Genomic DNA, 22,066 nt, shown 5'->3' with positions numbered 1-22,066 from the left:
ATCAACGTCTGTGAGGCCTCATGTCCGATACGGCTGACGCACCCGCAAGCGACGAACGCATCAAGCAGACATCGGCCCTGCGCAAAGCCCTGATCCGGCCTGAACTGGGCGGCATCTGCGGCACGGTGATCGTGTTCGTGCTTTTCGCAATCTTTGCCGGAGACAGCGGCATGTTCTCCTCGCAAGGGGTTCTCAACTGGTCCGTCGTCTCCGCCCAGTTCATGATCATCGCCGTGGGCGCCTGCCTGCTGATGATCGCCGGCGAATTCGACCTCTCGGTCGGTTCGATGATTGGCTTTGCCGGGATGATGATCGCGATCTTCACGATCACACTGGGCTGGCCGGTCTGGCAGGCGATCCTGATCACGTTTGCCTTGTGTATTGCCATCGGCGCGCTCAACGGCATCATCGTCGTGCGCACCGGCCTGCCGAGCTTCATCGTCACGCTGGCGTTCCTGTTCATCCTGCGCGGCTTCACGATCTATTTGCCGCAGTTGATCGAGCGCAAGACCATCATCGGCGGCATCGACAAGGCGGCCGAAGGTGACTGGCTGGCCGCTCTCTTTGGCGGCAAGATCCTCACAGGACTGTTCACCTGGCTCGGTGACGCAGGGATCATTGCGGTGTTCGAGCGCGGCAACCGCGCAGGTGAGCCGGTCGTCGACGGCATTCCGATGCTGATTGTCTGGGCGCTCATGCTGGTGGTTTTCGGACACTTCCTGCTCACCCGAACCAAATTCGGCAACTGGATCTTTGCCTCTGGCGGCGACGCCCAGGCTGCGCGCTATGTCGGCGTTCCCGTCAACCGCGTGAAGATCCTGATGTTCATGTTCACTGCCTTCTGCGCCTGCGTTTTCGCCACCTGCCAGGTGATGGAGTTCGGCTCCGCCGGCGCCGATCGCGGCCTGCTTAAGGAATTCGAGGCGATCATCGCCGTCGTCATCGGCGGCGCGCTGCTGACCGGCGGCTACGGCTCGGTCATCGGTGCGGCCCTGGGCGCCCTGATCTTCGGCGTGGTCCAGCAGGGCCTGTTCTTTGCCAATGTCGAAAGCTCGCTGTTCCGGGTGTTCCTCGGCGTCATCCTGCTGTTCGCCGTGGTGCTCAACACCTATATAAGACGCATGATCACGGGGGAGAGATGAGATGAACCCGGAACACGCTCCCCTGATTGAAATGAAGAACATCGAGAAGCATTTCGGCTCTGTGATCGCATTGAACGGCGTCTCGCTGGAGATCTATCCAGGCGAATGCCATTGTCTGCTCGGCGACAACGGCGCCGGCAAGTCAACCTTCATCAAGACCATGTCCGGGGTCCACAAGCCGACCCGCGGCGAGATCCTGTTCGAAGGCAAGCCGATGCATTTCGAAGACCCGCGCGACGCGATCTCGGCAGGAATCGCCACGGTCTATCAGGATCTGGCCATGATCCCGCTGATGTCGGTGAGCCGCAATTTCTTCATGGGCAACGAACCCGAAAAGAAATTCGGCCCTTTCAAGCTGTTCGACCATGCCTATGCCAACGAGATCACCATGCAGGAAATGCGCAAGATGGGCATCAACCTGCGCGGGCCGGACCAGGCGGTGGGCACGCTGTCAGGCGGCGAACGCCAGACCGTGGCGATTGCAAGGGCCGTGCATTTCGGCGCCAAGGTGCTGATCCTCGACGAACCGACCTCGGCGCTCGGCGTGCGCCAGACCGCAAACGTGCTCGCCACCATCGACAAGGTGCGCAAGGACGGCATTGCCGTGGTGTTCATCACACACAATGTCCGTCATGCGCTGGCCGTTGGCGACCGCTTCACCGTGCTCAACCGCGGCAAGACGCTGGGAACCGCCCAGCGCGGGCAGATCACCCCCGACGAGTTGCAGGACCTGATGGCGGGCGGCCAGGAAATGGTGGCGCTGGAGAGCTCGCTTGGCGGCACCGTCTGACGTCACGCTCTGACTTTCCACAGGAACAGGACGGCGCGGCGGCAGGCCGCGCCTTTTCGTTACAGGTCCGTTTTTGTTTCGTTTTCTTCGATTTTCTGTCGCAAAACTGTCACGTTTTGGCTCGTATTCGCGAAACGCGATCAGCTTCAGTCCTGTTAATTCAAACAGATGACCTGTCATAATCGCTTGCCATTTCGCCGCTGACCCAGAATAGTCAGCGCGGGAGAAACGAAATGCCATTTGGGAGGAAGATCATGACCTTGAAATCACTGCTTTTGAGCACCATCGCCGGTGTTGCCCTGACAATCGCGGCGCCGCTGGCCGCATCCGCTGCCGATTGCGAGCGCGGAACGCTCGATGAACGCTATTGCGACGTTGACGGCGACATGATCGCCGACATTCCGACCGATGCGGCCGAGCTCATCGATCCGGACACTCTGATTTTCGCCTACACGCCGGTGGAGGATCCTGCCGTCTACAAGGAAGCCTGGTCCGACTTCCTGACCCACCTCGACAAGATCACGGGCAAGAAGTCGGTGTTCTTCCCTGTCCAGTCGAACGCCGCCCAGATCGAAGCCATGCGCTCGGGCCGCCTGCACATCGCAGGCTTCAACACCGGCTCCAACCCGCTTGCGGTCAACTGCGCCGGCTTCCGCCCCTTCACCATCATGGCCTCGGAAGATGGCGGCTTCGGCTACGAGATGGAGATCATCACCTATCCGGGTTCCGGCGTGGAAAAGGTCGAGGACATCAAGGGCAAGACCATGGCCTTCACCTCGGAGACCTCGAACTCCGGCTTCAAGGCGCCGTCGGCACTGCTGAAAGCCGAGTACGGCATGGTCGCCGGCACCGATTTCGAGCCTGCCTTCTCCGGCAAGCACGACAACTCGATCCTCGGCGTCGCCAACAAGGATTATCCGGCTGCTGCCATCGCCAACTCGGTGATGAGCCGGATGATCGAGCGTGAGGTGATCACCGCCGATCAGGTCAAGTCGATCTACAAGTCGCAGACCTTCCCGACGACGGGCTTCGGCGTTGTCTACAACCTCAAGCCCGAGCTTCAGGAAAAGATCAAGGAAGCCTTCTTCACCTTCCCTTGGGAAGGATCCTCGCTGAAGAAGGAGTTCGAGAAGTCCAACGAAGGCCAGTTCCTCGAAATGAACTACAAGGATTTCTGGGAAGTCGTTCGCAAGATCGATGCGGCCAATGGTGTTGAATACACCTGCGGGTAATCCCCTTCCCTCTGGCGCCGCGCGTTTTCGCGCGGCGCCGTTCTGTTTCATGACGGGGCCCCATGCTCGAACTCAAGAACCTGTCCAAGACCTATCGCACCGGCGACAAGGCACTCCAGAACGTCACGCTGACCGTGCCGAAAGGCCAGGTCATGGCGCTGATCGGTCCATCCGGCGCCGGCAAGTCGACGCTGATCCGCTGCATCAACCGGCTGGTTGAGCCGACATCAGGCAGCGTCATCCTCGACGGCACCGATGTCACCGCTCTCGGTTCCGGGGCACTGCGCAAGATGCGGCGCAAGATGGGCATGATTTTCCAGCAATACGCCCTCGTCGAGCGCCTCACCGTGATGGAGAACGTACTCTCAGGACGCCTCGGCTATGTCGGTTTCTGGCGCTCCTATTTCCGCAAATATCCGCAAGCCGATGTCGACGAGGCGTTTCGCCTGCTCGACCGGGTCGGCCTGCTGGCCATGGCCGACAAGCGTGCCGACGAACTGTCCGGCGGCCAGCGCCAGCGCGTCGGCATCGCCCGCGCGCTCATCCAGAATCCGCGTCTGCTGCTGGTCGATGAGCCGACTGCCTCGCTCGATCCGAAGACCTCGCGCCAGATCATGCGCCTGATCTGCGAACTCTGCGCCGAACGCGATCTCGCCGCCGTCATCAACATCCACGACGTGGCTTTGGCGCAGATGTTCGTCGAGCGCATCGTCGGCCTCAAGGCGGGTGAACTCGCCTTTGACGGCAAGCCGGTCGAAATGACCGAGGACGTGCTGACCAACATCTACGGCGAAGAGGACTGGCACGCGACCATACGCGAAGTCGACGATGAAGATGCGGAAGCTGAGGAACCCGTTGCATGAGCGCGGTCCTGCTTGAAGACAGGCTCGGCACCACCTGGAAGAAGCCGCCGCTGATCTCCAATCCGACGCTGCGCTGGGGTCTTTTCATCGCAGCCGCGGTCTATCTCGTGCTGGCCACTGCCTCGATCGACGTCAACTGGTCCCGCGTCGCCGAGGGCCTGAGCCGCGGCTGGGCCTTCATCGCCTCGTTCTTCAATCCCGATTTCGTCTCGCGCGGCACCGATATCCGCGACGGCATACTTGAAAGTGTTATCATCACTGTTGCTTCGACCGTGGTCGGCATCCTGATCTCGATTCCGATCGGGCTTGGGGCCGCGCGAAACATCGCGCCATTGCCGGTCTATCTGATCTGCCGCGGCATTGTTGCACTGTCGCGGGCACTCAACGAGATCATCGTCGCCATCCTGCTGGTGGCGATCTTCGGTTTCGGCCCGCTCGCGGGCTTCCTCACCCTGTCGTTTGCCACGATCGGCTTCCTCGCCAAGCTCCTGGCCGAGGACATCGAGGAGATGGACAAGGTACAGGCGGAAGCCATCCGCGCCACCGGCTCGACATGGATGCAATGGATCAATTACGGGGTCCAGCCGCAGGTGATGCCCCGGCTGATCGGCCTGTCGATGTACCGCCTCGACATCAATTTCCGCGAATCCGCGGTTCTCGGGCTGGTCGGCGCCGGCGGCATCGGCGCCACGCTCAACACCGCCTTCGACCGCTACGAGTTCGACACGGCGGCAGCGATCCTGCTGATCATCATCGTCACCGTCATGGTGCTGGAATACCTCTCCGGCATCATCAGGGCAAAGGTGCAGTAATGCCGGTTTCACAAAACGCGAGCGGCGCGAAAATCTGGCAATTGCGCAACCGCAACCAGACGCTTGCGCGCTGGGCCGCCTACCTCGCAGGCGTGGCCGTCTTCATGTGGTGCTGGCAGCGCATATCAGATGCCACCACATGGTTCTTCGTCTGGGATGCCCCGCGCATTGCCGCCGACATCGGCGGTCGCGCCTGGCCGCCGCGCTGGTCGTACATGGACAAGCTCTGGGGCCCGCTCTGGGACACGCTCAACATGGCGACGCTGGGCACCCTGCTCGCCTTGGTGATGGCGGTGCCGGTGGCCTTTCTGGCAGCCCGCAACACCACGCCGAGCGCCACGTTCATCCGGCCGATCGCACTGTTCATCATCGTTGCCACGCGCTCGATCAACTCGCTGATCTGGGCGCTGCTGCTGGTCGCCGTCATCGGCCCCGGCGTCTTCGCCGGGCTTCTCGCCATCGCCTTCCGCTCGATCGGATTCTGCGCCAAGCTGCTCTACGAGGCGATCGAGGAGATCGACCCCACCCAGGTCGAGGCGATCACCGCCACCGGCGCCAGCCGCTGGCAGGTGATGGCCTATGGCATCGTGCCGCAGATCATGCCTGCATTTGCCGGCATCAGCGTCTTCCGCTGGGACATCAATATCCGCGAATCCACCGTTCTCGGCCTCGTCGGCGCCGGCGGCATCGGCCTGCAGTTGCAGTCCTCGCTCAACACGCTGGCCTGGCCGCAGGTGACGCTGATCCTGATTGTCATTCTGGCAGCCGTCGTGATAGGCGAATGGGTCTCGGCCAAGGTGCGTGGAGCCATCATTTGAGTACAGGATCAGAGGTCATCAGCGACCAGGGCGCCGCGTGGGCCTTCCGGGAGTATGAATCCGTGCGCCACCGCCTGCCGGCAGTGCGCCGGCAGGCCGAGTTCGTGCGCGCCGACGACCTCGACGCGATCGCCGACCGGTTCGATGTGTTCCTGCTCGACGCCTTCGGCGTGCTCAACATCGGCGAGACCGCCATTCCCGGCGTCGTCGACCGCGTCAACGGACTGCGCGCACGCGGCAAGCAGGTGATGGTCGTCACCAATGCCGCAGGCTACCCCTCTTCCGTGCTTCATGCCCGCTACGAGCGTCTGGGCTACAGCTTCGCCACCGAGGACGTGGTCTCGAGCCGCATGGCCCTGCTCCGGGGGCTTGAAACCCACCCGGAGCTGAAATGGGGCATGGCGGCGCAGCCGAAATTCGGCCGCGAGGAACTTCCGGACGGCGCAGATTTTCTCGAGGATGACGCGGCCGCCTATGCCGGCGCCGAAGGCTTCCTCATGTTCGGCGCATCGGCCTGGAGCGAGCCCCGCCAGGCGCTGCTCGAACAGGCGTTGAAAGACAGCCCGCGCCAGGTGCTGGTCGGCAATCCCGATCTGGTCGCACCCGTGGAGAACGGCCTGTCGCGCGAACCGGGCCATTACGCCCACCGCCTCGCCAACGCCACCGGCATCGAGCCGGTGTTCTTCGGCAAGCCGTTTCCGGCGATCTTCGACATGACCCGCGAACGCATCCGTCCCGGTGTCCCCGACGAGCGGGTGCTGATGGTCGGCGACACGCTGCACACCGACATTCTCGGCGGCAACGCAGCGGGCTTCCGCACCGCGCTGATCGCGGGCTACGGATTTTTCGACGGCGAGGATCCCGCCGCGGCGATCGCGGAATCAGGCATCATTCCGGATTTCATTCTCGACCGGCCCTGATGCTCCGGCCGGCTTCCGCCGCCGTCATGGTCCGATTTCAATCGTTTTGCATCCTGTCTTGACGCACATCAAGGCGGGGCAAAATCCTGCACCTATAGTTGCCTCTCGTTCTGACTGTTTCAATCAGCCTCCGGGAGAGCCTCATGTCCGCAGCCAACAAGAATGTCATCTGGTTTGAAGATCTGTCGCGCGGCGATGTCGGTCTGGTGGGCGGCAAGAACTCGTCACTGGGCGAAATGGTGCAGCAACTGGGCGAGAAGGGTATCGACGTTCCGCCCGGCTTCGCCACCACGTCTGATGCCTTCCGCGCCTTCATCAAGGCCAACAATCTCAATGAGGTGATCGCCGAGGCGATGGAGATGCTCGATTCGGGCAAGCGCACACTGGCCGAAACCGGCAAGGCTGTGCGCGCCGCAATCGTTGCCGGCGACTGGCCGGACGACATCCGCGAGGCGATCCTGTCGGCCTACCGGGAACTGTCCGAACGCACCGGCAACACAGACCTCTCCGTCGCGGTGCGCTCGTCCGCCACCGCCGAGGACTTGCCGGACGCGAGTTTCGCCGGCCAGCAGGAAACCTATCTCAATGTGCGCGGCGAAGCCGCGCTGTTGTCGACATGCCGGCGCTGCTACGCCTCGCTGTTTACCGACCGGGCGATCACCTACCGCAAGCTCAAGGGCTTCGACCACAACCAGGTGGCGCTGTCGATCGGCGTCCAGCTCATGGTGCGCTCCGACATCGGCGGTTCCGGCGTGATGTTCTCCATCGACACCGAATCCGGCTTCGACAAGGTGGTTCTGATCAACGCTGCCTGGGGCCTGGGCGAGAACGTCGTCCAGGGTGCTGTCACGCCCGACGAATACGAAGTCTTCAAGCCCTTGCTTGAAACGCCGGGCCTGAAGCCGATTGTCGAGAAGACCTGCGGCGCCAAGGAGATCAAGATGATCTACGCGGGTGCAGCGGGCGGCGAGACCAAGAACGTGCCGACGTCGAAGGCCGAACGCCAGGCCTATGTGCTCTCCGACGAGGAAATCCTCAATCTGGCCCGCCAGGCTGCGACCATCGAGAAGCATTACGGCCAGCCGATGGACATGGAGTGGGCCAAGGACGGCGAGACCGGCAGGCTCTACATCGTCCAGGCCCGGCCCGAGACGGTGCAGTCGCGCGCCGATGTCACAGCCCTGAAAAACTACACCATCAAGAAGACCGGCAAGACCCTGCTGACCGGGCTCAGCGTCGGCGCCGCGGTCAAGGCCGGTCGCGTCTGTCTGATCGAAAACGTCAAAGACATCGACAAGTTCGTCGACGGCGCGATCCTGGTGACCTCGACCACCGACCCCGACTGGGTGCCGATCATGAAGCGCGCGACGGCCATCGTCACCGATCACGGCGGCCGCACCTCGCACGCGGCCATCGTCAGCCGCGAACTCGGGCTCCCGGCCATCGTCGGCACAGGCAACGCAACCCATATCCTGCATGACCAGCAGGAAGTCACCATCTCCTGCGCCGGCGGCGAGGAAGGCGCAGTCTACGAGGGCATCGCCGAATACGAGGTCGAGGACGTGCGCCTCGACAATGTGCCGGAGACCAGGACGAAGATCATGCTCAATCTTGCCGATCCATCGGCTGCCTTCCGCTGGTGGCGGCTTCCGGCCGACGGCGTCGGTCTGGCGCGGATGGAATTCGTCGTCAATTCCGCCGTCCAGGTGCACCCGATGGCGCTGGTGCATTTCGATACGCTCAAGGACGAAGAGGCCAAGGCGGAGATCGCCAAGCTCACCCGCCGCTACGAGAACAAGGGCGACTACTTCGTCGAGACCCTGGCGCGCGGCCTCTCGCGCATTGCAGCCGTCGCCTACCCGAAGCCGGTGATCGTGCGGATGAGCGATTTCAAGACCAATGAATATGCCGAACTGCTCGGCGGACGCCCATTCGAGCCCAACGAGGAAAACCCGATGATCGGGTTCAGGGGGGCCTCGCGCTACTATTCCGACGCCTACCGCGACGGCTTCGCGCTCGAATGCAGGGCGATCAAGATGCTGCGCGAGGAGATGGGCTTTGACAATGTGGTCGTCATGATCCCGTTCTGCCGCTCGCCAGATGAGGCCGACAAGGTGCTCGCAGTGATGGCCGACAATGGCCTCAAGCGCGGCGAGAACGGGCTGCAGGTCTATGTCATGGGCGAGATCCCGTCCAATGTCATCCGCGCCGCCGAATTCGCCGACCGCTTCGACGGCTTCTCCATCGGCTCGAATGATTTGACCCAGCTGACGCTTGGCGTCGACCGCGATTCGGGCGAACTGGCGAACCTGTTCAGCGAATCTGACCCGGCGGTGATCTGGATGATCGAGACGCTTGTCGCCCGCGCCCACGAGGCGGGAGCGAAAGTCGGGCTCTGCGGCCAGGCGCCGTCCAACAACCCGGCCTTCGCCAAGATCCTTGTCAAGGCCGGCATCGATACCATCTCGGTGACGCCCGACAGTTTCGTGGCGGTCAAGACCAACGTCGCTGAGGCGGAAAAAGCCGGGAATTGATCGCCCTCCTCGTCCGACGAGATTGAAACCGCCCTGCCCTCTGTGTGATGGTTCGCGCCATGTCTGACATCCTGACCATCACGCTCAACCCTGCCTATGACGTGTCGACCTCGGTCGGCACGGTGACGCCCGGGCCGAAACTGCGCTGCGAACCTGCGACTTACGATCCCGGCGGCGGCGGCGTGAATGTCAGCCGCGCCATCTCCCGGCTCGGCGGCGTGTCCACCGCCTTCGTGGCGCTCGGCGGCCAGACCGGGGCGATGTTCCATGCGCTGCTCGACGCCGAGGATTTCGAGGTTGCGCAGTTCGAGATCGAGGGCAACACCCGCCAGTCGCTCGCCGTCATCGAGACCTCGACCAGGCAGCAATATCGCTTTCAGCTGCCCGGCCCGGACTGGCGGCCGAAACAGACCGCGGCAATGCTCGAGCATTTGCGGTCACACCTGACCCGGGGCCGCATCGTTGTGATGTCCGGCAGCCTGCCGCCGGGGGTTCCCGCCGACATCGCCTCAACCGTCAACAAGCTGGCGGTTGAACGCGGATCGCGGCTGATCCTCGACACCTCGGGTGCAGCCCTTGTCGCCGCTGCCGCCAACCCCGGCCCGCCCTTTGCCTTGCTCCGGATGGATGGAGCGGAAGCCACCGAGGTTTCAGGCCGCACATTCACCTCACCCGCCGAACTGGCCGATTACGGGCTCGAACTGGTGCGTGGCGGCGTGGCGGAGCAACTGGTGATGTCGATGGGCGCCACCGGCACCGTCGGCGTGTCAGCCACCGAACGGTTCTTCTGCCGCCCGCCGAAGCTCGAAACACTCAGCGCCATCGGCGCCGGCGACAGCATGGTCGCGGCCATCGCGCTCGAGCTGTCGCAAGGCATGAGCCTCAGGGACGCCGTCCGCCACGGCGTTGCCGCCGCCGGGTCGGCCGTGCTGACACCGGCCACCGAACTGTGCTCGAAGGCAACCGCTGACGAGATACTGGGCCAGGTGGTGACCGAGGAAATCTGAGCACGAAATCTAAAGGCTGAGTCTGGACGAAAACGCCGAGATCACCTCGGCGCTGCGCTTGAGCGCCGCGCGTTCGGTCTCGTCCAGATCCGGCATCAGCGTGGCGATGATGCCTTCGCGGCCAACGATACGCGGCAGCGACAGCGGCACATCCCTGACGCCCTCGATGTCCACGTTGACCTGGGAGACGCTCAGCACCGTGCGCTCATCATCGGTGATCGACTGGACAATGCGAGCAAGCCCGGCGCCGATGCCATACCAGGTCGCGCCCTTGCCCTTGATGATGGTGTAGGCAGCGCCACGCACCTCTTCGGCGATGCGGGTCCGGGTGGCCTGATCAAGTGGGCGGCCGATCTGTTCGGCAAAGGAAACGATCGGGACGCTGCCGGCCATGGCGCTCGACCAGACCGCCAACTCGCTGTCGCCATGCTCGCCCAGCACATAGGCATGCACGGAATTGGGCGCAATACCGAGATGATCGCCCAGCAGGCTCCTCAGCCGCGCCGTGTCGAGAATGGTGCCCGATCCGATCACCCGCTCGGGCGGCAGACCCGAGATCTGCCGGGCGGCAAATGTCATGACATCCACCGGATTGGTGGCGATCAGCAGGATCGCATCCGGCGCCGCTTCCATGACGCCGCCGATCACGCTGCGGAACACCTCGACATTGCGTTCGAGCAGCGCCAGCCGGTCTTCTCCGGGCTTCTGGCTGACACCGGCAGCAATGATCACCACGGCGGCATCACCAAGGTCCGCATAGTCACCGGCGCGGATGGCAACAGTGGTGGCAAACGGCACGGCGTGGGCGATGTCCTGAGCCTGTGCGCGGGCGAGAGCCGCATCGGCATCCACCAGCACGATCTGTGTGCCGACACCCATCAGCGCCATGGCATAGCCCGCGGCGCTGCCCACCATCCCGGTTCCAACGATTCCGATCTTCATCTGCTCTTTGCTCCGAAGCTTGTCCCGCGCACATCCTTGCGCCTGACGACCTTCCTAGCAAATCCGATCCCCCCGCAATGTGACACGGGTCAAATCGGTTTTCTGCAATACATGGCGGCAGCCACCGCAAAGGCACAGCCGCGAACCAGCGGGTGGCCGCAGCTTCGAGCCCGCATGCGGGTCAACGCTGGGCAGCCCTGCCTGAAAGCGCGGGCGCCCGGTTTCAGGATCCGCGAGCAGATTCCGTGGCGTCGATTGCCTTGCGCAGATAGCTGTCGCGGGCATAGACGTCTGCGAAATACTCGACCTTGCCGGCATCATCAGGCCACGCGGTAAAATAGGCCACGTGGACAGGAATCTGCGTCGACAGCTGCACCTGCTTGTTCTGCCCGCCGGCAATGTGACCACCGATGGCGTCGACAGAGGTGCCAAGCACCTTGGCAGCCATGGCGCGAGGATCCTGCAGGCGGATGCAGCCATGGCTGTAAGCACGGGTATCACGCTGGAACAGCGATTTCGACGGCGTGTCATGCATGTAGATGGCGTGGCTGTTGGGGAACAGGATCTTCAGTTCACCCAGCGCGTTGCCGTCGCTCGGCGGCTGGCGCACGCCGATATTGCTGCCGCGACCGACCGTCGACCAGTTGATGTTGCTCGATGACACACGCTTGCCGCCGGCGGTCACCTCGTAGCCGAGACGGTCGAGATAGGACGGATCGGCCCGAAGCTTCGGCACCATCTCGTTGAAGATGATCGACTGCGGAACACCCCAGTAGGGATTGAACTCGACCAGTTCGATCGTGTCGTCGAAGAAATAGGTCTGGTTGGATTTTGTGCCGACAACGACCCGCATCGACAGGTCGGCCTTGCCATTCTCGACATAGGTCGCGGTGTAGGCCGGCTGGTTGATGAACACCCGCCGCGAAGCCAGCACGCCCGGCAGCCAGCGCGCCCGCTCCATGGCCAGTCGCACCTTCTCGATCTTGTCGGCATTGGTGATGCCGACCATCGCACGGCGCGTTGCAGGGCCGACAACGCCGTCGGGCTTAAGCCCGGCTTCCTTCTGGAACGCCTTGACCAGCGCAACCAGTTCCTCGTCATACTCGGGCTTGCCCGCATAGCTCGCAAACAGCAGCGCATTGTCGGTCTTCAGCGCATCGCTGCCCTTCATCAGGAGTGCCGCCATCACATTGGCTAGCTCCGGATTGGACTGTCCCGGCTTGAGCAGCACATCGGGCGCGATTTCGATGCGCGCGCCCTCATCGAGATCCTGAAGCCGCTTGAGCTCCGCCGTAAGCGCCTCGAAATGCGCCCCTTGCGGATTCTGCGCCAGCAGCGCCTCGTCGGGATCTGAAGCCTTGGACAGCGCTTCAAGCTGCTTGACGAGATCCGGCGCCTTGCGCTTGAAATCATGGTAGCCGGAGATCCGGTTGGGATCGACCCGCCCGCGGGTCGCGTCAAGCATGTAGCTGGCGACCGCGACAGACAGCTTCATTTCAAACGCCATCAGCTCCTTCTGACGCTCGGTGCCCTGGGTCACGTCGAAGCCATCCGCCGGAACCTCGACCTTGTAATCATCGGCCGACAGACCGACCTCGTCGGCGGCATTGAGCACATCGATCACCGCCCGGGCGCGGTCAGTGATCGCGGTTCCCGCAACCCACATATAGGCGGGATGGGTTGAATAATGTTCGACAACCGCTTCAGCGGCTTCCGGCAGGGCGCTGACAGAAAGGTCTGCGAGAGCCGGACGGCCTTCCTCGAACGGATCGATCCCGAGCGGTGCCAGCCCCATGTCATCGATGGCACCGGTCACCACCGGGTCGGCGATCTTGCCGAAATCGACCTTGACCAATGTGTCGGGCTTGTAGGTACGATAGCTCGGCCCGCTGATCCGGACCGGTTTGACCTGCCGCGCCGCAGCGGCATCCTGGCGCGCTTGTTCGCGAGCCGCCTGCTCCCGCTTGCGCTGCGCCGGGCTCTTGAACAAGGCATCGAGCAGCCCCTGTGCCTGTACCGGAGGTGTTGTCGCAACCACGCCAGTAAATGAAACCGCGATGGCGATCAGCGCCACACCTGCACGTATCTTGATGCTCATACCCAACCCAGATTGTTGTGCGCGAGCCAGCAGCCACGCGCGTTCATGCCCAGTCCTCAGTCAGCGAAGACCCTAACAAATCGCGCCTTCCATGGAAAGAACGGAGGCTGACATCAACGCATCAAAAAAACTTGTCCGGACCGGCGCACCGATCAGCGGCCCGGACATGCCTCCGGTTGCGATCATCTGTTCCGGCTTTGCCCTTGCACTGGGATCATCGAGACTGCTTGGCGAAATCGGACGGATTCATGCCGGTACGGGCCTTGAAGGCTTTCTGGAAATACGAAGAATCGCGAAAACCCACGGCAGCCGCGATCTGTTCCACGCTCAAGCGGCGCTCAGCAAGGAGAACCCGCGCCGATTCGATGCGTTGCCTGAGCACGTATTGATAGGGGCTTTCACCAGTTTCGGCCTTGAAAGCCCTGTTGAAGTGAAACCGGCTCAATCCAGCCTGTGCCGCAAGATCTTCCAGGCTGATCGGATTGGCCAGATTCGCTTCGACATACTCGACAACCCTTGCCAGGGCGCGGCGCGGCAAAGCGGGCTTTCGAGCCGGCTGGTCGATCTGGTTCTTGTGCAGGGTCAGCACCGTCATCAGCCCAAGGGTTTCGGCGTAGAGGTCGTCCGCACCGTCCCCCTGTTCAAGCAGCCTGGTAAACCTGTGCAGACAGGCCGAGAGCTCGGGATCGCGAAAATACAGCCGTACATCCCAATCATCGGGGAACCGTTGATCGAGCTCCTCATGCAATTCGCCCGGATTGAAATAGATCGCGCTGTACGAATTTTGCCTTTGCGTGAGCTCAGACCAGCCCTCAACCTCGGCTCCTGCCGGGACATAGGTCAGCAAGCCGCGAAGATCTTTTCTTTTCTCCTCCCTGCCGCCTCCAGCACGAATGCCACCATCCTTGAGCAGGATGTCATGAATTGCGCAGAAATGGAGATCGCTTTGCCACTGGTAGGCGAAGCGGTCGCCTTGGGCAGGGATGACATGTTCGACCGAAATCCCCGGCCAGGCGCGATGCCGACGGACCGCCTCGCTTTGCGAGTTCTTGAGATCGAAGCGCTGGCCGGTCAAAATTCACCGCCAAAAAAGTTGCGCAAAATCGGCGTATATTGCTAGAACAACCTTCATTGCAACCTCTCATTTTACAACGCTCAGCCGACAATCGTCAGCCATTTCCGAACAGAATTGAGTCCGATGGAAGACAGACTAAAAGGATATCCCGAACAAACAAGCGTCCTGCGTGTCTTGTTCACCCTGCCTGCCTTCCGAAACGCAGTGCATGGACCGACCTCGTCAAGCATGCTGGTCGGCCAGATCGCGGCGCTCGCCATGACCTCCATCGCCCTGGCTCTGCGGTTCTACCTCGACCCGTTGCTGCCGCCGGGCTTTCCCTATCTCACCTTTTTTCCAACCGTCGTGATCACCGGTTTCGTTTGGGGCATTTTTCCCGCCATTACCGCCAGCGTCCTTTCAGGTCTGGCGTCCTGGTACTGGTTCATAGAGCCATCGGGCAGTTTTGCACTCAACGGACCCGCCGCCACCGCACTCGTCTTTTATGTCTTCGTCGTCGCCACGGACATAGGGCTCCTGTTTCTCGCGCTTCGCGCCCTGGGCGCGCAGATTCGCTCACACGAAGCACTCACCACGGCCCTGGAGTTGCAGAAACTTGTTTCCCAGGAGGTCGACCATCGGCTGAAGAACCTGATGGCCACCATCAATGGCCTGATCTCGATGCTGCAGAAACATGCTTCGACACCCAAGGAGCTCGGCGATCAGCTGCGGCAGAGGATCGACGCTCTGAGCCACTCGATCGCATTGCTCCGCGGAGCGGTGGAAGGGGAACGCATCTCCTTGCGCAAGGCAATCGAGTCGGCGCTTGAGCCCCTCGGCCTGACCGAATCGGATCGGCTGGCTATCAAAGGGCCGGATTTGACGATCAGTCCGAACGGACTCATCCCGCTCAACCTCATCCTGCACGAACTCGGGACAAATTCGGTCAAGCATGGTGCGTTCAGCAACCAATCGGGACGGCTCAGCCTGTCGTGGGATGTGGTTACCCGTGAAGACGACAGGTCGATGCTGTCATTTGTCTGGGTGGAAAGGGCCGGTCCGGACGTAAGCCCGCCCGAGCGGACCGGTTTCGGGACCGAACTGCTGGACCGGATGAGCCGGTCGCTCGGGGGCTCATGCGAGTTCGATTTTGATGGCGAGGGGCTGACGGCACGGCTTTCGATGCAGTCGCTCCACGTGCTTGAAGGCGATAGTGCCTAGCTGCCGGATTGGCCCGGCGGCACGGCGGCGGACCGGCGGGCGAGTGCTGAACTCGTGTCGTACCAGCCTTTCGACCGGTTCACGACCCAGACCAGCGAAAGCATCACCGGCACTTCGATGAGTACCCCGACAACGGTGGCCAGCGCCGCCCCCGAATTGAATCCGAACAGGCTGATCGCCACGGCAACGGCAAGTTCGAAGAAATTGCTGGCGCCAATGAGCGCGGAAGGCCCTGCGATGACGTGGGTCTCGCCCACAACGCGGTTTGCGAAATAGCCGATGCCGAAGATCAGGTAGGTCTGGATGATGATCGGGACGGACAAGAGCACAATGATCAGCGGCTGGGCAAGGATCGCCTGGCCCTGGAACGCGAACAGCACAACGAGCGTGACCAGCAGCGCAAGGATCGACAGCGGCTGCAGTTTCGAAAGAAGCCCCTGAAGCGCAGCCTCGCCACCCGACGCCAGAAGCCTGCTGCGCAGGAACTGCGCAATGGCCACCGGAACGACGATATACAGCGCCACTGACAGCATCAGGGTTTCCCAAGGAACCGTGATCGCCGAGATACCAAGCAGAACCGCCACGATCGGGGCAAAGGCAAACACCATCACCAGGTCATTGACGGTTACCTGGCTCAGTGTGAACAACGGATCGCCCTTCGTCAGGTTGCTCCAGACGAAGACCATCGCCGTGCACGGCGCGGCGCCGAGCAGGATGAGGCCGGCGATGTAGCTGTTGATCTGGTCAGCAGGCAGATAGGGAAGAAACAGCCAGCCGATGAAGAACCAGGCCATGACCGCCATGGTGAACGGCTTGATTGCCCAGTTGACGATCAGCGTGACCGAGATTCCGCGCCAGTGCCGGCTGACCTGTCCCAGCGAGGCGAAGTCGATCTTGACCAGCATCGGGATGATCATCAGCCAGATCAGCACCGCCACCGGCAGGTTGACATTCGCAATCTCGGCCGATCCGATGGCCTGGAAGAAGGACGGAAAGACATAGCCGAGGCCAATGCCCGCCACGATGCAAAGGGCAACCCAGACCGTCAGGTAGCGCTCGAATGTCGACATGTCTTTCTCCTGGTCATGAACTTCGCCGGCTGCGCACGATGAACGAGGCCCTGTAAGCCCGGATTCGCAAAAAACCGACAGATTATTAATTTCCATAAATCATGATATCTCGAAGCATACAAGACGTCCGATCCCGCACCTATGGCGCAATTGCAATTCACCGGCCTTCATCTTAAGACCGGGCCTCAATCAAAGCGACAAACAGGCGACCGGAAAGGTATCCCGTGGCAAACGATCTCTTCCCCCTTGGACCCGACACCACCCCCTGGAAGAAACTGACCGACAAGCATGTCGGCGTCGAGGAATTCCGTGGCCAGGAGATCCTGACGGTCGATGTGGACGGTTTGCGCCTTCTTGCCGAAGCGGCCTTCGGCGACATCAACCATTTGCTCAGGCCCGGTCATCTCAAGCAGCTGGCAGCGATCCTGGACGATCCGGAAGCCACCGAGAACGATCGTTTCGTCGCTTTCGACCTTCTCAAGAACGCCAACATCGCGGCCGGCGGCGTGCTGCCGATGTGTCAGGATACGGGAACCGCGATCATCATGGCCAAGAAGGGCCGCAAGGTCTGGACCGAGGGCGGCGATTACGAGGCACTGGCCGGCGGCGTGATGGACGCCTATGAGCGCCGCAACCTGCGCTACTCGCAGCTCGCTCCGCTTTCCATGTTCGAGGAGAAGAACACCAAGACCAACCTCCCCGCCCAGATCGACATCTATGAGGAAGGCGAGGACAGCTACGACTTCCTGTTCGTCGCCAAGGGCGGCGGTTCGGCCAACAAGACGTTTCTGTACCAGGGCACGCCATCGCTGCTCACCCATGAGCGGATGGTCGAGTTCCTGCGCGAAAAGATCCTGACCCTGGGCACCGCCGCCTGCCCGCCCTACCACCTGGCAATCGTCATCGGCGGCACTAGCGCGGAGATGAACCTCAAGACCGTCAAGCTCGCCTCGACCAAATATCTTGACGAGCTGCCGACCGAGGGCTCGGAATCAGGCCACGCATTCCGCGATCTGGAGATGGAAGCCGAAGTCCACAAGATGACGCAGCAGATGGGCGTCGGCGCGCAGTTCGGCGGCAAGTATTTCTGTCACGATGTCCGCGTCATCCGCCTGCCCCGCCACGGCGCCTCGCTGCCCATCGGCCTCGGCGTCTCCTGCTCGGCCGACCGCCAGGCCAAGGGCAAGATCACCAGAGACGGCATCTTCCTCGAGCAGCTTGAGACCGATCCGTCGAAATACCTGCCGGAGATCGATGAGGAAAAGCTCTCCGAACACGTGGTCAAGATCGATCTCAACCAGCCGATGGCGGACATTCTGGCCGAGCTGTCGAGGCACCCGATCAAGACGCAACTGTCGCTCACCGGTTCGATCATCGTCGCCCGCGACCTGGCGCACTCGAAAATCCGCGCCCGGCTGGAAGCGGGCGAAGAGATGCCCGATTATCTCAAGAACCACCCGGTCTACTATGCCGGCCCAGCCAAGACGCCGGAAGGCTATGCCTCGGGCTCCTTCGGCCCGACAACCGCAGGCCGGATGGATTCCTATGTCGATCAGTTCCAGTCCTTCGGCGGCTCAATGGTCATGCTCGCCAAGGGCAACCGCTCCCGCTCGGTGCGCGAAGCCTGTGCCCGGCATGGCGGCTTCTACCTCGGTTCGATCGGCGGCCCGGCGGCCCGCCTGGCCCAGGACTGCATCAAGAATGTCGAGGTCGTCGAGTACCCTGAGCTCGGCATGGAGGCGATCTGGCGGATCGAGGTGGAGAATTTCCCGGCGTTCATTGTCATCGACAACAAGGGCAACGATTTCTTCAAGGAATTGAATTTAGGCTGAAATCACGAAAGAGTTCGGAGATTAGCACATTAGACATTGGTGCAACGGAGGTGTCTGACTTCGTTGCCATTAACATTTCCCCAAGATTTAACCCGTAAGAATATCGGTAGTCAGAGCTATGAAAGCCACTTTGGGGACGAAAGATGACGGTAGCGCCTACGAACAAGGTCCATTCAATGGACACGGCCACTTTGGTGCTCGCCACCATGCGCCGTCGTGGTATTGCCGGCCTGCCGCGCAACTACGAGCTGGTCTACGAAGCCCTCAACGCATCCAATCCGACCCTGACAAGGCAGTTTGAAGCGCTCGGACGCAACCCAAGCCAGGAAGAACTCGATGTTCTTGGCAAGAAGGTGTTGCCCCATCACCATCGCGCCGCCGTTGTCGAAGGCGCGCACGACAGGATTTCCGGAGAACTCGACGGTATGCTGCGCCTGCTCAAGCAGGAACAGTCATCCATGGAGAGCTATTCGAAACTGCTTGGCGAAGCTTACAACCGCATTTCCAGCAAGAGCATGGCAAGCGCCGAGATCCTCAACAACGTGATCAGCGTTCTCACCAATGCCACCGGCGACAACATGGAAAAGGGCAAGGTCGTCGTCGAGCACATGGTCGAGCGCGCGCGCGAGATGGAACAGGTCAAGCTTGAACTCGACGAGTACAAGCGCATTGCCAACACCGATCCGCTGACCCGGCTTGCCAACCGCCGCGCCTTTGACGAGGTCCTCGCCAACATTTACAACGAACAGCGCGATGCGATGTATTACGCGTTGATTGTTGCCGACATCGATCATTTCAAGAAGTTCAACGACACTTACGGTCACCCGGTCGGCGACAGGGTCCTGGGCGTGGTTGCTGCGGTGATGAAAAGCACGCTGCGCAAGGATGTCTTCATCTCGCGCACGGGCGGCGAGGAATTCGCGGTCATTCTCCAGGGAACCAGCCTCGAGATCACCCTCGAAATCGCCGAGCGCCTGCGCAAGGCGGTCGAATCAACGCCGTTGCGCAACCAGAAAACTGGTGTGAATTACGGCCCCATTACGCTGTCTCTCGGAATATGCATGGCCACCGACGCCGACAGCGCCGAGGAACTCTACAACAAGGCCGACGTTGCGCTCTATACCGCCAAGCACAGCGGCCGCAACAGGTCGCAGCTCTACAAGCCGGAACTCAACCAGGAGTTCGAGAAAAACTGGGCCATATACAAAACCTGAAGTTTTACTCCGCCATACTGGACATGGCCTGTATTCACCGGGCCGGAACATCAAGAGATTTTGGCGCAACCGAACCGCTGCATGCTGGACAGCCCGTGGCGAAGCAGTTACCCATAACAATTGAGGGTCGGGTCTTGTCAGTGGGCAGGCGCGAGCCTGGCAGACCGAACCGTCCCGCAACATTTCAACGACAGCCCTGGATCGTGACATGATACGCCTGATTTCCTCCGCTTTTCTCGCCCTGTGCCTGATGGCGCCCGCTGCCGTGCAGGCCCAGCCGGCCGGCCAGACTTCATCGGAATCCAAAACCCTCCTGCAGATTCTTTTTCCGCCATCGGAAAACTACAACAAGTACCGTCGCTCGGATAAGTCGCCGATCAAGCGCAAGGTGATCTCCTTCAAGGAAAACCATCCCGAGGGCACGATCATCATCGACACGTCAGACCGGCGCCTCTACCACGTCACCGGCAAGGGCAAGGCCATGGCCTACGGCATCGGTGTCGGCCGCGACGGCTTCACGTGGCAGGGCAAGAACAAGATCACCCGCAAGGCTGAATGGCCGGGCTGGACCCCGCCACAGGTCATGCGCGATCGCGTAAAGCGCCAGGAAGGCCGCGTGCTGCCGGCCTATATGCCCGGCGGCCCCGACAACCCGCTCGGTGCCCGCGCCATGTATATCGGCTCGACCATCTACCGCATTCACGGCACCAATCAGCCCTGGACCATCGGTCAGGCGATGTCGTCGGGCTGCATCCGCATGGCAAACGAGGACGTCGAACACCTCTACGACCAGGTCAAGGTCGGAACCAGGGTGATTGTCCGGAACTGATCGGGCCGCCACACCGTCCAGCAATGCAAGAACCGGCCTCTCAGGCCGGTTTTTTTATCACCACAAGCTATTCTTCGCCCGCTCCGGCCATTCCCGGTCGTAGGCGCGGCCGTCAAAATCCTGCTTGAGCTCGCGCATCAGCGCTCCGGGCGTCGGCAACCCGGACGCATCAGGCCAGGCTTCCTGCTCCCAGAGCCTGGCCCTCATCAGTGCCCGCGCACACTGGAAGTAGATCTCCCCGACGGTAATGACGATCACCGAGCGCGGCGGCTTTCCCTCCATGGCAAGGCTGGCGAGCAGCGCCGGCTCAACCGATATCTCGGCGGTACCGTTGACCCTCAGCGTGCTGTTGGATCCGGGAATCAGGAACAGCAACGCAACCCGGCTGTCGCGCACGATATTGCGCAGAGAATCAATACGGTTGTTGCCGCGCCTGTCGGGCAGCAACATCGTCCGGTCATCCCTGATCGAGATAACCTGGCCCGGATCACCCCGCGGCGAGCAATCGAGGCCTTCCGGGCCGCAGGTGGCAAGCGCAACGACCGGCGAAGCTTCGACAAGTCTGCGGTAGCCTTCGGTCAGCCGGTGGCTGACCTTGATCCGAGAGGCCTCCGAGCTCTCTCCGTAGATCGCCTCGAGTTCAGCCACCGTCCTGACAACGCTCATGCGAGCCTCCGTTTGCTCCCCTGTTCAGCGGGCGGTGCCACTCTATTCGCTTCGCGCTCACATGGAAGCGGCAGGCCGACGATTTCCCCCGCACCTGCGCCCTGTTGCAGAAATTCGACAACCGCCTGTGTGACCGGAGGAGCAGCGACGATGCGGCGATGCCCGAAACCGTTCGTCTTCATCAGCCGGACATGCGGTCCGAGCCGGGCGATGGCTTCCGCATTGGCAAATGCTACTTCCTTGTCGTCCTCGGCGTGGATCACCAGTGTCCGGATCGGCAGGTCGTGCATCATCCTTTCAACCTGGAACTCGGACAATGGCCGGCCGGCAAACCTCAAAACCTGACGTTCAAAGGCCCGCTGTGCCGCAGCACCAAGACCAAGCAGCCTGCCGGCCCACCTGAACACATCGGCCATGTCCGAGGGGGCTGCGATGGTGACGATACGGTCGGGCCGCCGTTGCGGCACATGCAGGATCGACCCCGCCGCCGCCGCCATCACCGAAGGGCCGCCGAAGGAATGGCCGACAAACGCATCGAACGGTCCATGCTGCCGCCAGGCGGCATCGATCGCCTCCACCGCTTTGCCCAGATGAAGCGTGCGACCGGTCGACGCCCCGTGCCCCGGAAGATCAAGGCAGACCGCGGTATGGCCCGCGGCAACAAGCGCATCGGCAAGCGCAATCATGTGATCGCTGCGGGATCTGTAACCATGCACGAGGAGCACCTTCTGCCCCCCGGCGCGGCAGGGATCCGGCCGGAATACATGGGTGGCAATGACGCTGCCGGGAATGACGAGACGGACGGTTTCGCTCTCATCCATGCGCGCCCTGGCCAGTTCCAGCGCCTTGCGTTCCTTGTCGCTCTGCGGCTTGGTCGATCTGGTGCGCGTGAACAGCCAGAACGCCATTTCGCCTGCCCGGTCGGGCGATTGTGCGGCGACAAGACCGAGCAGCGCACGGGTGACCTTTTCAACGAGAGATGCCATAGTGGGATTTCCAGATTGGTTCAACTATGAACAGAA

Annotated in this window: 19 protein-coding genes; 13 read left to right on the top strand and 6 right to left on the bottom strand. The window is 61.8% G+C overall.

The genetic code is table 11. From position 1 onward, the window contains the following. Nucleotides 1-20 precede the first annotated feature (20 nt). The 9 genes from GTW23_RS06645 to GTW23_RS06605 all read left to right on the top strand — a co-directional run bounded on the left by GTW23_RS06645 (nt 21) and on the right by GTW23_RS06605 (nt 10,118). Nucleotides 21-1,142 carry an ABC transporter permease gene (locus tag GTW23_RS06645; protein WP_152008359.1) on the top strand — a complete coding sequence of 374 codons (1,122 nt, stop codon included), beginning with the start codon at nt 21-23 and terminating at the stop codon, nt 1,140-1,142. Between the two features lie 31 nt (nt 1,143-1,173). Next, nucleotides 1,174-1,932: an ATP-binding cassette domain-containing protein gene (locus GTW23_RS06640; protein WP_244615380.1), complete on the top strand. Its 759-nt coding sequence runs from the start codon at nt 1,174-1,176 to the stop codon at nt 1,930-1,932. Nucleotides 1,933-2,186: 254 nt separating this feature from the next. Then, nucleotides 2,187-3,164, top strand: coding sequence for a phosphate/phosphite/phosphonate ABC transporter substrate-binding protein (gene phnD, locus GTW23_RS06635; RefSeq protein WP_152008357.1), 978 nt, complete (start codon nt 2,187-2,189; stop codon nt 3,162-3,164). 62 nt (nt 3,165-3,226) lie between these two features. Continuing rightward, nucleotides 3,227-4,027 carry a phosphonate ABC transporter ATP-binding protein gene (phnC, locus tag GTW23_RS06630; protein WP_152008356.1) on the top strand — a complete coding sequence of 267 codons (801 nt, stop codon included), beginning with the start codon at nt 3,227-3,229 and terminating at the stop codon, nt 4,025-4,027. Beyond that, complete coding sequence (phnE, locus tag GTW23_RS06625) at nt 4,024-4,839, top strand: phosphonate ABC transporter, permease protein PhnE (RefSeq protein ID WP_152008355.1); 816 nt, start codon at nt 4,024-4,026, stop codon at nt 4,837-4,839. Before phnC ends, phnE (GTW23_RS06625) begins: the two co-directional genes overlap by 4 nt. Beyond that, nucleotides 4,839-5,657, top strand: coding sequence for a phosphonate ABC transporter, permease protein PhnE (gene phnE, locus GTW23_RS06620; RefSeq protein WP_152008354.1), 819 nt, complete (start codon nt 4,839-4,841; stop codon nt 5,655-5,657). The genes phnE (GTW23_RS06625) and phnE (GTW23_RS06620) overlap by 1 nt, the downstream gene beginning before the upstream one ends. Continuing rightward, nucleotides 5,654-6,577 (top strand): HAD-IIA family hydrolase, encoded by a 924-nt coding sequence (locus GTW23_RS06615; RefSeq protein ID WP_252915145.1) that lies wholly within the window; start codon nt 5,654-5,656, stop codon nt 6,575-6,577. The genes phnE (GTW23_RS06620) and GTW23_RS06615 overlap by 4 nt, the downstream gene beginning before the upstream one ends. 143 nt (nt 6,578-6,720) lie before the next feature. Then, nucleotides 6,721-9,111, top strand: coding sequence for a phosphoenolpyruvate synthase (gene ppsA / locus GTW23_RS06610; protein ID WP_252915144.1), 2,391 nt, complete (start codon nt 6,721-6,723; stop codon nt 9,109-9,111). 59 nt (nt 9,112-9,170) lie between these two features. Next, the gene (locus tag GTW23_RS06605) at nt 9,171-10,118 is read left to right on the top strand and encodes a 1-phosphofructokinase family hexose kinase (RefSeq protein WP_252915143.1); all 948 of its coding nucleotides are present in this window, start codon (nt 9,171-9,173) and stop codon (nt 10,116-10,118) included. 9 nt (nt 10,119-10,127) lie between these two features. On the opposite strand, the gene GTW23_RS06600 is transcribed toward GTW23_RS06605, so the two are convergent. The 3 genes from GTW23_RS06600 to GTW23_RS06590 all read right to left on the bottom strand — a co-directional run bounded on the left by GTW23_RS06600 (nt 10,128) and on the right by GTW23_RS06590 (nt 14,233). Continuing rightward, nucleotides 10,128-11,060, bottom strand: coding sequence for an L-lactate dehydrogenase (locus GTW23_RS06600; RefSeq protein ID WP_252915142.1), 933 nt, complete (start codon nt 11,058-11,060; stop codon nt 10,128-10,130). A gap of 223 nt (nt 11,061-11,283) precedes the next feature. Continuing rightward, entirely contained in the window at nt 11,284-13,158 is a 1,875-nt protein-coding gene (locus tag GTW23_RS06595; RefSeq protein WP_252915141.1) for a L,D-transpeptidase family protein, read from the bottom strand. A 214-nt stretch (nt 13,159-13,372) separates the two neighbouring features. Beyond that, nucleotides 13,373-14,233, bottom strand: coding sequence for an AraC family transcriptional regulator (locus GTW23_RS06590; RefSeq protein ID WP_252915140.1), 861 nt, complete (start codon nt 14,231-14,233; stop codon nt 13,373-13,375). A gap of 123 nt (nt 14,234-14,356) precedes the next feature. On the opposite strand from GTW23_RS06590, the gene GTW23_RS06585 reads away from it, so the two are divergent. Next, the gene (locus tag GTW23_RS06585; protein ID WP_252915139.1) at nt 14,357-15,433 is read left to right on the top strand and encodes a sensor histidine kinase; all 1,077 of its coding nucleotides are present in this window, start codon (nt 14,357-14,359) and stop codon (nt 15,431-15,433) included. Here the strand turns inward: GTW23_RS06585 and arsB are convergent. Then, nucleotides 15,430-16,503 carry an ACR3 family arsenite efflux transporter gene (gene arsB, locus GTW23_RS06580; RefSeq protein WP_252915138.1) on the bottom strand — a complete coding sequence of 358 codons (1,074 nt, stop codon included), beginning with the start codon at nt 16,501-16,503 and terminating at the stop codon, nt 15,430-15,432. The genes GTW23_RS06585 and arsB overlap by 4 nt on opposite strands. Before the next feature lie 224 nt (nt 16,504-16,727). Here arsB and GTW23_RS06575 point away from each other — a divergent pair, with 224 nt between their 5' ends. The 3 genes from GTW23_RS06575 (at nt 16,728) to GTW23_RS06565 (ending at nt 20,378) form a co-directional block, all read left to right on the top strand. After that, entirely contained in the window at nt 16,728-18,335 is a 1,608-nt protein-coding gene (locus GTW23_RS06575; RefSeq protein ID WP_252915137.1) for a fumarate hydratase, read from the top strand. 143 nt (nt 18,336-18,478) lie between these two features. After that, entirely contained in the window at nt 18,479-19,549 is a 1,071-nt protein-coding gene (locus GTW23_RS06570) for a GGDEF domain-containing protein (RefSeq protein WP_152008345.1), read from the top strand. Nucleotides 19,550-19,757: 208 nt separating this feature from the next. After that, nucleotides 19,758-20,378 (top strand): L,D-transpeptidase, encoded by a 621-nt coding sequence (locus GTW23_RS06565; protein ID WP_152008344.1) that lies wholly within the window; start codon nt 19,758-19,760, stop codon nt 20,376-20,378. A 57-nt stretch (nt 20,379-20,435) separates the two neighbouring features. Here GTW23_RS06565 and GTW23_RS06560 read toward each other — a convergent pair whose 3' ends face one another. Further along, on the bottom strand, nt 20,436-21,044 hold the full coding sequence (locus GTW23_RS06560; RefSeq protein ID WP_152008343.1) for a pyridoxamine 5'-phosphate oxidase family protein: 609 nt from the start codon (nt 21,042-21,044) through the stop codon (nt 20,436-20,438). Continuing rightward, the gene (locus GTW23_RS06555) at nt 21,041-22,030 is read right to left on the bottom strand and encodes an alpha/beta fold hydrolase (RefSeq protein ID WP_252915136.1); all 990 of its coding nucleotides are present in this window, start codon (nt 22,028-22,030) and stop codon (nt 21,041-21,043) included. Before GTW23_RS06555 ends, GTW23_RS06560 begins: the two co-directional genes overlap by 4 nt. Nucleotides 22,031-22,066: the final 36 nt, after the last annotated feature.

It is taken from the genome of Parahoeflea alexandrii (assembly GCF_024105735.1).
Lineage (GTDB): Bacteria > Pseudomonadota > Alphaproteobacteria > Rhizobiales > Rhizobiaceae > Hoeflea > Hoeflea alexandrii.
Note: the sequence above shows the minus strand (reverse complement) of the source record. Positions and strands in the feature narration are given on the sequence as shown.

Coding starts and splice junctions, on each gene's coding strand:
- GTW23_RS06645 (WP_152008359.1), top strand. CDS start 21: ATGTCCGATACGGCTGACGCACCCGCAAGCGACGAACGCATCAAGCAG.
- GTW23_RS06640 (WP_244615380.1), top strand. CDS start 1,174: ATGAAGAACATCGAGAAGCATTTCGGCTCTGTGATCGCATTGAACGGC.
- phnD (WP_152008357.1), top strand. CDS start 2,187: ATGACCTTGAAATCACTGCTTTTGAGCACCATCGCCGGTGTTGCCCTG.
- phnC (WP_152008356.1), top strand. CDS start 3,227: ATGCTCGAACTCAAGAACCTGTCCAAGACCTATCGCACCGGCGACAAG.
- phnE (WP_152008355.1), top strand. CDS start 4,024: ATGAGCGCGGTCCTGCTTGAAGACAGGCTCGGCACCACCTGGAAGAAG.
- phnE (WP_152008354.1), top strand. CDS start 4,839: ATGCCGGTTTCACAAAACGCGAGCGGCGCGAAAATCTGGCAATTGCGC.
- ppsA (WP_252915144.1), top strand. CDS start 6,721: ATGTCCGCAGCCAACAAGAATGTCATCTGGTTTGAAGATCTGTCGCGC.
- GTW23_RS06605 (WP_252915143.1), top strand. CDS start 9,171: ATGTCTGACATCCTGACCATCACGCTCAACCCTGCCTATGACGTGTCG.
- GTW23_RS06600 (WP_252915142.1), bottom strand. CDS start 11,060: ATGAAGATCGGAATCGTTGGAACCGGGATGGTGGGCAGCGCCGCGGGC.
- GTW23_RS06595 (WP_252915141.1), bottom strand. CDS start 13,158: ATGAGCATCAAGATACGTGCAGGTGTGGCGCTGATCGCCATCGCGGTT.
- GTW23_RS06585 (WP_252915139.1), top strand. CDS start 14,357: ATGGAAGACAGACTAAAAGGATATCCCGAACAAACAAGCGTCCTGCGT.
- arsB (WP_252915138.1), bottom strand. CDS start 16,503: ATGTCGACATTCGAGCGCTACCTGACGGTCTGGGTTGCCCTTTGCATC.
- GTW23_RS06570 (WP_152008345.1), top strand. CDS start 18,479: ATGACGGTAGCGCCTACGAACAAGGTCCATTCAATGGACACGGCCACT.
- GTW23_RS06565 (WP_152008344.1), top strand. CDS start 19,758: ATGATACGCCTGATTTCCTCCGCTTTTCTCGCCCTGTGCCTGATGGCG.
- GTW23_RS06560 (WP_152008343.1), bottom strand. CDS start 21,044: ATGAGCGTTGTCAGGACGGTGGCTGAACTCGAGGCGATCTACGGAGAG.
- GTW23_RS06555 (WP_252915136.1), bottom strand. CDS start 22,030: ATGGCATCTCTCGTTGAAAAGGTCACCCGTGCGCTGCTCGGTCTTGTC.